General features: G+C 67.2%; 7 protein-coding genes. 2 read left to right on the top strand and 5 right to left on the bottom strand.

What is annotated here, in order from left to right; translation table 11 throughout:
• Nucleotides 1–771: 771 nt before the first annotated feature.
• The 5 genes from AC2EAQ_RS18570 to AC2EAQ_RS18550 form a co-directional block, all read right to left on the bottom strand.
• The gene (locus AC2EAQ_RS18570) at nucleotides 772–1,074 is read right to left on the bottom strand and encodes a hypothetical protein (protein ID WP_484645926.1); all 303 of its coding nucleotides are present in this window, start codon (nucleotides 1,072–1,074) and stop codon (nucleotides 772–774) included.
• A gap of 234 nt (nucleotides 1,075–1,308) precedes the next feature.
• Nucleotides 1,309–1,791 carry a DUF6714 family protein gene (locus AC2EAQ_RS18565; protein ID WP_484645925.1) on the bottom strand — a complete coding sequence of 161 codons (483 nt, stop codon included), beginning with the start codon at nucleotides 1,789–1,791 and terminating at the stop codon, nucleotides 1,309–1,311.
• Between the two features lie 155 nt (nucleotides 1,792–1,946).
• The gene (locus AC2EAQ_RS18560) at nucleotides 1,947–2,648 is read right to left on the bottom strand and encodes a hypothetical protein (RefSeq protein WP_484645924.1); all 702 of its coding nucleotides are present in this window, start codon (nucleotides 2,646–2,648) and stop codon (nucleotides 1,947–1,949) included.
• 158 nt (nucleotides 2,649–2,806) lie between these two features.
• Complete coding sequence (locus AC2EAQ_RS18555) at nucleotides 2,807–3,256, bottom strand: hypothetical protein (protein ID WP_484645923.1); 450 nt, start codon at nucleotides 3,254–3,256, stop codon at nucleotides 2,807–2,809.
• 138 nt (nucleotides 3,257–3,394) lie between these two features.
• A complete protein-coding gene (locus tag AC2EAQ_RS18550) occupies nucleotides 3,395–3,697 on the bottom strand; it encodes a hypothetical protein (RefSeq protein ID WP_484645922.1) in 303 nt (100 codons plus the stop codon).
• Nucleotides 3,698–4,093: 396 nt separating this feature from the next.
• Between AC2EAQ_RS18550 and AC2EAQ_RS18545 the strand changes: the two genes are divergently transcribed.
• Both AC2EAQ_RS18545 and AC2EAQ_RS18540 read left to right on the top strand, forming a co-directional pair.
• Nucleotides 4,094–5,557, top strand: coding sequence for an AAA family ATPase (locus AC2EAQ_RS18545; RefSeq protein ID WP_484645921.1), 1,464 nt, complete (start codon nucleotides 4,094–4,096; stop codon nucleotides 5,555–5,557).
• Between the two features lie 7 nt (nucleotides 5,558–5,564).
• The gene (locus AC2EAQ_RS18540) at nucleotides 5,565–7,067 is read left to right on the top strand and encodes a vWA domain-containing protein (RefSeq protein WP_484645920.1); all 1,503 of its coding nucleotides are present in this window, start codon (nucleotides 5,565–5,567) and stop codon (nucleotides 7,065–7,067) included.
• The last annotated feature ends 26 nt before the right edge of the window (nucleotides 7,068–7,093 follow it).

Raw genomic sequence — 7,093 nt, 5'->3', positions numbered from 1 at the left:
GGAAAACATGAGGGGAGTCCAGTCCTCGCCGAGCTGCCAGCGCCAGTGTTCGCGCAGCGAGTCGACAGCTGCCCCGCTCGGCTGAATGGTGATTTGCGACCAGGTCGCCATGTGCGGCCTAACGTTTGAGCTGAGGGGCCGGAGCCGGGATGGCGCTAGGCCCGCGAGGCGGATGATGACAGCGAGCGCCTCGCGGGCCAAGTGCCAGGCCGGCGGAGGTCCCGCTCCAGCGAAGGGTTAGGCCGCACTCTCGGGTTGGCTCGCGATGGGTCCGGGAAGCTTGAGGCACCAGGAAATGGTTCTTGAAGGTACGAGCTCGAAGGCCAGGTACGAGAAGGTGGCTCCCGACGTGACCCAGAACGTGCAAGTTTGCTCAGCGTTGGCTTCGCAATCGAGGGCAAATCGCTTCATCTCTGCAGCCAGCTCACTCCTGCCTTGTGTTGCGGCAATCTCGCTCCGTACGCGATACGTTCTCGCTAGCTCCGAGCACGAGGCGCCGGTATGGTGGGCGTGTAGCTCTACCTTCCCGGCTCGAATGGCCTCAAACATCTCTCGAACGCGCTCGTCCTGGTTAAGCGCAAGTCGTTCTAGAAGGCCCGCAAACGCCTGAGCAATGGACTCTGTCTGCATAGATTCGGCGGATGTAGTGCGGCCTAACGTTCGAGCTAAGCGGGCGACGACGGCAGGACGCCAGGCCCGCGAGGCGGAGGATAGCCAATGCCGCCTCGCGGGCCTGGCGGCCTGCCGTTGGCGCTCCGCTTGAGCGAGGAGTTAGGCCTCACTCGTGCCACTTTGATACTTGCTTGCGACTGCGCGCCGCAACCGCTGGCCGAAGTGGTCTTCGACGTTCCTGAATTCAATAACCCCCTCGGTCCACAACACAAACATCTCCTCGTCTTGCGCGGTCACGACATCGCCATTCTCTATAAGGAGCTTTCGAAGCTTTTCTGCGCCCGTACGCACCGTTTCGGGCTCAAGAGTGTTGAGCTTGGCGTCGATGTCTGCGATCGCATTGGCCAGTGCAAGTTGTTCAATCGGCACTAGTTTGCCATCCTTGCTGTAGCCAAACTTCATTGGATCTCTCATTCTCTTCCTCCAATCGAGGCCGATCGCACCTAGTGTCTTGCATTAGACAAAGGCGCACTTAGAACTAGAAGGTTCTGAACGCGCATGGTCGTCAATTGTGAGGCCTAACGTTTGAGCTGAGGGGCCGCCGCCGGCATGGCGCTTGGCCCGACGGCCGGATGATGGACCACACCGGCTGGCGGGCCAAGTGCCATGCCGGTGCGAGTCGGCTCCAGCGAAGGGTTAGGCGTCATTCGGCGGGCGATACATAGCGTTTGGTGCCCACCATTCCTCAGTCGTTTGGCAGGCCAATTCGTGATAGGCCGATTCAGGAGAGAAGCACAAGACATCAAGGACTCTGGAGATGATCGCCTCTTGCTCGATTGAAAGCGACGCTAAACGAGGTGGAGTTCGGTCCGGTGGGCGCAAGCTGCTGAGCAATGCATCCACCGCAGCGGATGGCTTCTCAAGCGTTCTCACTGCGTAGGAGAGAAGGAAAGGCAGCGCATGTCGCCAAGACTGGGCATCTAGGTGCGGCAAGCCCCAGTGGTACGCCTCGACATACTCGTCGGTGATCTCGTCAAGCTGCGGGTCGAAGCTAGGCGGCGTCTTGCCGTTGTCTATGGCGTCGCCGCCACGCAGCGTGAGTGCGGGCGGGAGTTCGACGTCGCTTGCAAACGCCGAGTGGGCCTCTTCCGAAATCTCGGCGATGCGCAACGGATCCATTGATGACGCCTAACGTTCGAGCTAAGCTGCCCGCGGAGGCGGGCGCTGTAAGCCTGGTTCGCGATGATGCACCATGTGCCGCGGACCAGGCTTACAGCGCCTGCCGTAGCGGGTCAGCTTGAGCGAGGGGTTAGGCCTCACTGCGGCAATAGCTTCTACGACTTGACAGTCAAGATCGATAGGACGATTGAGAGTAAGCCAAAAACAACAGTCCCCGCAGTGCCCCACTTTGTCCAGACAGCAGCCTTTGCGTTCTCGGTTTGTAGCTTCGCAAGGTCCTGATGCTTGATCTTGATGATGCTGGCAAGCTGCAGTGCCTTCTGTCGAACAATCGACTTCGATCCATCAATCTCAGACATGATGTCAATGAGCAGCGACCGCTCTGGATCCTGAATGTCGTTGAACGGCTCCTTTTGTTGGAGCGTCGCCCGCTCAATTCGCACCTGGTCAAGCAGCGCCAGAATGCGATCCTTGGTCTGGGAGAAGTCAGAAGTCTTGACAGAATTGCGGAGTGAGTCCCTGAGCTCTGATTGAATGCCGTCAAGCGCCTGAAGTCGTATGGCGTCAGCGGAGCCATAGTTGCGCGAGTATGGGTAGCGAGGTACCTCGTAGACTTCTTCCAAGAGCCGCAACGTGACATCGGGTTGCCCGAGAAGCAACTGGAAAGCACTTGGTTCGTCCGGGGTTCTGGAAGAATCGCGCATATCACGGATGCGCATGTATTCCTTTAGACGCTGCAGCTCCATTTGACGGTTGATCCGTCTGCGTTGCTCTAGGAACCAGAGCAGCACAAGGATGAGAGTGACCGGGAACAGCCATGCCCAGTACTGAGAGGCGAAATCTAAGGCGAACTGCACTGAGCTCTCCAATGGGGGTGGTTGTGAGGCCTAACGTTCGAGCTGAGCCGCCCGCGGAGGCAGACGACGACTGGCTGCGGAGGGACGATGACTACTGTAGCCCGGAGCGGCCAGGCGTTGGCTGCCGTAGCGGGTCGGCTCGAGCGAGGGGTTAGGCGTCACTTGCTCTCCAGCCAGACTTCGTTGGTTCCGCTACTGCGCCGAACCTTGAAGACGGCTGCAGCACGGGGTATGCCGCTATCTCCGAACGAGACGTCGAAGCGCCCATTGTCGAGGGCGTGGAACTCGAAATGTGTGACCTGCCCCCGAAGGTCGAAGACCATGGCGAGATGACCCTCGGGCGTGCGCTCCACGCGGATAACCCGGCCGCAGATGTTGCGACTAGCGCCGAGGAAGCGGCACATCTCCTCGCGTGTTGCGCCAGGTTTGAAGACGTAGACGCGGTCCCAGCCAAAGGTGGTTAGACGGCCTAGGTCGACTTCGCTGACACCAGGCTGCCTCGCGGCCTCGCCGATGCGCTTGCTGATCGTGCCCGTACTGTTCGTACTCTCCGAGCACGCGCTGACAAGCGCCGAGGTGGCCAAGACTGCGAGGAGCGCCGCGCGCACGGTTCTGTGACGCCTAACGTTTGAGCTGAGCCGCGAGCGCCGGCGTGGCGCTTGGCCCGCCGGATGGATGATGTACCACTCCAGGAGGCGGGCCAAGTGCCATGCCGGTGCGAGTCGGCTCCAGCGAAGGGTTAGGCGTCATCGCGGCATTTCGGCAGCGGCGTTGCCGCCAAAGCCTTGGTAGTACCGACGCCGCTCGCGCACTGTGTCTGCGAAGGGGATCCCGTAGTCGAGAGCGACGATCTGTCCACCCAAGATCCCGTAGTCCTCGTGCTTCGTTTCGGCCGTGATGTCGGGGTAGTAGTCGGGCAGCGCATCCACCTGCTCTTGTGGCACCGGTTGTATTGCTCTGGGCATGACGACAATCAGACCGCACGAATCAGCCCAGAGCACCGGACAAAGCGTCTTCCATTGAAAGCGCGGCTGCCAGTAGAACCACATTTCCCTTTCCCATCGGTTGCTTCGCAAGCCCTTGGCGAAGCTTTGGAGGCGCGGTGTCTTGACGGCATAGCTCCCCACCAAGAAGACTCTTCTGAAGACTCCGCGTGGCATTGGCAGTCGGATCAGCGGATGTTGTTTCGCCGAAGATTCACATGACGCCTAACGTGTTTTCGGGAGACTGGATAAAACCGGAGCCTGCTGCATAAAGCATCCCTGCGCAGTTCCTGCAAGTCCTTGATGCATCTGTTTTTCTCCCCGTTTCGGCCGTCCAAACGGGCCATTCCGGCGGCTGCATAAAGCGGCGTTTTGCCCGCCCGATTCTGTGGGGGGGCCTCTGCCCTGGCAAGCCCCGGCGCGGGCGGGGGCCGGTACCGGCCGGTGCACCACAATCACCCCATGGCACCCGCTTCCGTGCCCTCCCCCGCCCGCCTGCGCGCGCTGCTCGCGGCGCTGGAGCATGGGCTGCTCGAGCGCGACGCGGCGGTGCGGCTGTCGCTGCTGGCGGCATTGGCCGGCGAGCATGTGCTGCTGATCGGGCCGCCCGGCACGGCCAAGAGCGCGCTGGCGCGGCGGCTGCATCGGGCGCTGGCCGGCACGCGCTACTTCGAGCGGCTGCTCACGCGCTTTTCCACGCCGGAGGAGTTGTTCGGCCCGCTGTCGCTCAAGGCGCTGGAAGACGACCGCTACGAGCGCCTGGTGGACGGGTTCCTGCCCACCGCGGGCATCGCCTTCCTGGACGAGGTGTTCAAGGCCAACTCGGCCATCCTCAACGCGCTGCTGACGCTGCTCAACGAGCGCGAGTTCGACAATGGCACCGGCCGCCTGCGCACGCCGCTGGTTTCGGTGGTGGCCGCCAGCAACGAGGTGCCGGTGGACGACGCGCTGCAGGCCTTCTTCGACCGCTTCCTGGTGCGCGTGCCGGTGGCGCCGGTGGGCGACGAGCGCTTTGCCGCGCTGCTGGCGCTGGAGGACGACGCGCCGGTCGGCGCCGACGCCGCCGCGCTTCAAGGTGCCGAGCGCAACGCCATCGCGCAGGCCGCGCGCCACGTGGCGCTGGGCGACGGCTTCGTCGCCGCCTGCACCGCGCTGCGCGCGCACCTGGCGGCGCAGGGCGAGCCCGCGCTGTCGGACCGTCGCTGGCGCCAGCTGGTGGCGCTGTCGCGCACCGCGGCCGCGGCCGAAGGCCGCACCACGCTCGACACGCTGGACCTCTGGCTCGCGCCCTACGTGGCCGCGTCGCGGCCCGAGGCCGTGCCCGCGCTGCAGGCCTGGGTGGACGACGCGGTGTTCGCGCTGCCGCCCGCGCAGGCGCCCTGGCTGGAGCGGGCGGTGCAGGCGTTCGAGCAGCAGCTGTCGGTGGAAAGGCAGATGCCGGGCGAGGACGGTGACGACGGCGCCGGCAAGCTGGCGCTCGCGCGCGCGCTGGGCGCGACCGACGACCCGCAAGGCGGCATGGCGCGCATCGTGTCCGCGCGGCTGGAGGAGCGGCTCGCGCGCCGCTGGAGCTCCGTGCACATCGCCGCCCGCGTCGCACAGGTGGCGCAGGTGCAGGCCCAGGTGGCCGACGCGCGCGAGCGCATCGCTCAGCACGCCGCCACGCTGGCGCAGGCCCACGCCGCGCGCGTGTGGCTGCCGCCGTCGCTGGTGGCGCGCGTGGCCGACGCCCATGCGCAGGCGCTGCACTGGCTGGACGAGCGGGCCGCGCGCCTGGCCGACACGCAGGCGGGCTTTGCGGGGCTGCCCTGCGACGACACCGCCGGCGATGCATCGCCGCCCGCGCCGGTGGCGCTGGAAGCGCCCGCCGCTTCAACGCCTTCGGCGCCTTCGGCCTCCGCGGCCGCGCCCGCCACGGCGGCCTGACCGGCCCGTGACCGCCGCTGCTGCGCCCTCCGCTGCGTCGAGCGCGCTCGACGCGCCCTACCACCAGCTGGCCGCGCTGCCGCGCGGCACGTGGCTGCCGGTGCTTACCGCCGCCGTGGGCACGCGCGAGGCCCGGCTGGCCCACGCGCAGGCGTGGCTGGCCGCGCTGCAAGCCGGCGAGCTGCCCGACGCCGAGGCGGACTTTGCGGACCCGGCCGCCACGGCGCCGCTGCGGCAGGCCGTGGCCGACCTGCGTCTGCCGGCGCTGGCGCGCGGCATCGACGCGCTGGCCGAGCAGATCCTGCGCACCCTGCTCTGGCACCTGGACCGCCTGGTGGACCTGCAGCCGCGCCTCACGCGCGCGCAGGCCATCGCGCAGGCGGCGCAGGAGTTCCGCGCCGAGTGGACGCTGGAGTCGCAGTCGCTGGAGCCGGACCTGGCCCTGCTGCGCGACCTGGCCGGCGGCGCGCACCTGGCCTGGGCCGACCTGCGCGGCCAGTTGCGCCAGCGCGGCTGGCAGCAGGCGCGGCGCGCGGCCGACCGGCTGGCGCGCCTGCCCGACGTGGTGGCGCTGATCGACGCGCTCGGCCGGCGCGAACCCGGTGGCGCCGCACGCCCGGCTCCGGCCGAGCCCGCGGCCCTGCCGTCGCGGCGCCAGCCGGTGCGCGCCATCGCCACCGACCTGCCCGGCGCGCCGGGCGAGATCACCGGCATCCGACTGGACTCGCGCATCGAGCACATGCTGCCGAGCGAGGCACTGTGGCTGCGTCATCCGGTGCTCGGCCGGCTGTGGCGCGCGCGCCGCGCCGAGGGCCGACTGCTGGCCCACGACACGTCCGCGCGCGTGGTGGACCATCGCCCCGACCCGCAGGGCCGGCCCGACGCGGCGCCGCCGCCCACCGCCGTGCAGGCGCAGCGGCGCGGCCCCTTCGTGCTGTGCCTGGACACGTCGGGCTCGATGGCCGGTGCGCCGGAGCATGTGGCCAAGGCGGTGGCCATTGCGGCACTGCGCGCGGCGCACGCGGCCGGGCGCGGCTGCCGCGTGGTGGCCTTCGGCGGCCCGGGCGAGGTGGTGGAAAGCGAGCTCGCCGCCGGTGCCGAGGGCCTCGCCGCCACGCTGGCGCTCATGTCGCAGGCCTTCGACGGTGGTACCGACGTGCAGACGCCGATCGAGCGCGCGGTGGAGTCGATCCACGACGCCGGCTGGCACGGCGCCGACCTGCTGATCGTCAGCGACGGCGAGTTCGGCTGCGTGCGCGCCACGCTGGACAAGCTCGACGCCGCGCGCACGCAGCTCGGCCTGCACGTGCAGGGAGTGCTGGTGGGCGACCGCGAAACCATGGGCATGCTCGAAGCCTGCGACGCCATCCACTGGGTGCGCGACTGGCGCCAGTTCGCGGAGACGGGCGAACCCGTGCGCGCAAGCCCGGTGCACAGCAAGAGCCTCACGGCGCTGTACTTCCCCAACGCGCTGTCGCCCCAGGCGTCGCGGCACCGCCGCGGCGGCTGACTTCATCGGTCCTGCGTCGCGGCACC

The sequence above is a fragment of the Aquabacterium sp. T101 genome, from assembly GCF_057219775.1.
This window is presented reverse-complemented; position numbering and strand designations above follow the sequence as displayed.

What these genes read in the sequence shown, in the direction of transcription:
- AC2EAQ_RS18570 (WP_484645926.1), bottom strand. Translation starts at nt 1,074, where the DNA reads ATGAAGTTTGGCTACAGCAAGGATGGCAAACTAGTGCCGATTGAACAA.
- AC2EAQ_RS18565 (WP_484645925.1), bottom strand. Translation starts at nt 1,791, where the DNA reads ATGGATCCGTTGCGCATCGCCGAGATTTCGGAAGAGGCCCACTCGGCG.
- AC2EAQ_RS18550 (WP_484645922.1), bottom strand. Translation starts at nt 3,697, where the DNA reads ATGTGGTTCTACTGGCAGCCGCGCTTTCAATGGAAGACGCTTTGTCCG.
- AC2EAQ_RS18545 (WP_484645921.1), top strand. Translation starts at nt 4,094, where the DNA reads ATGGCACCCGCTTCCGTGCCCTCCCCCGCCCGCCTGCGCGCGCTGCTC.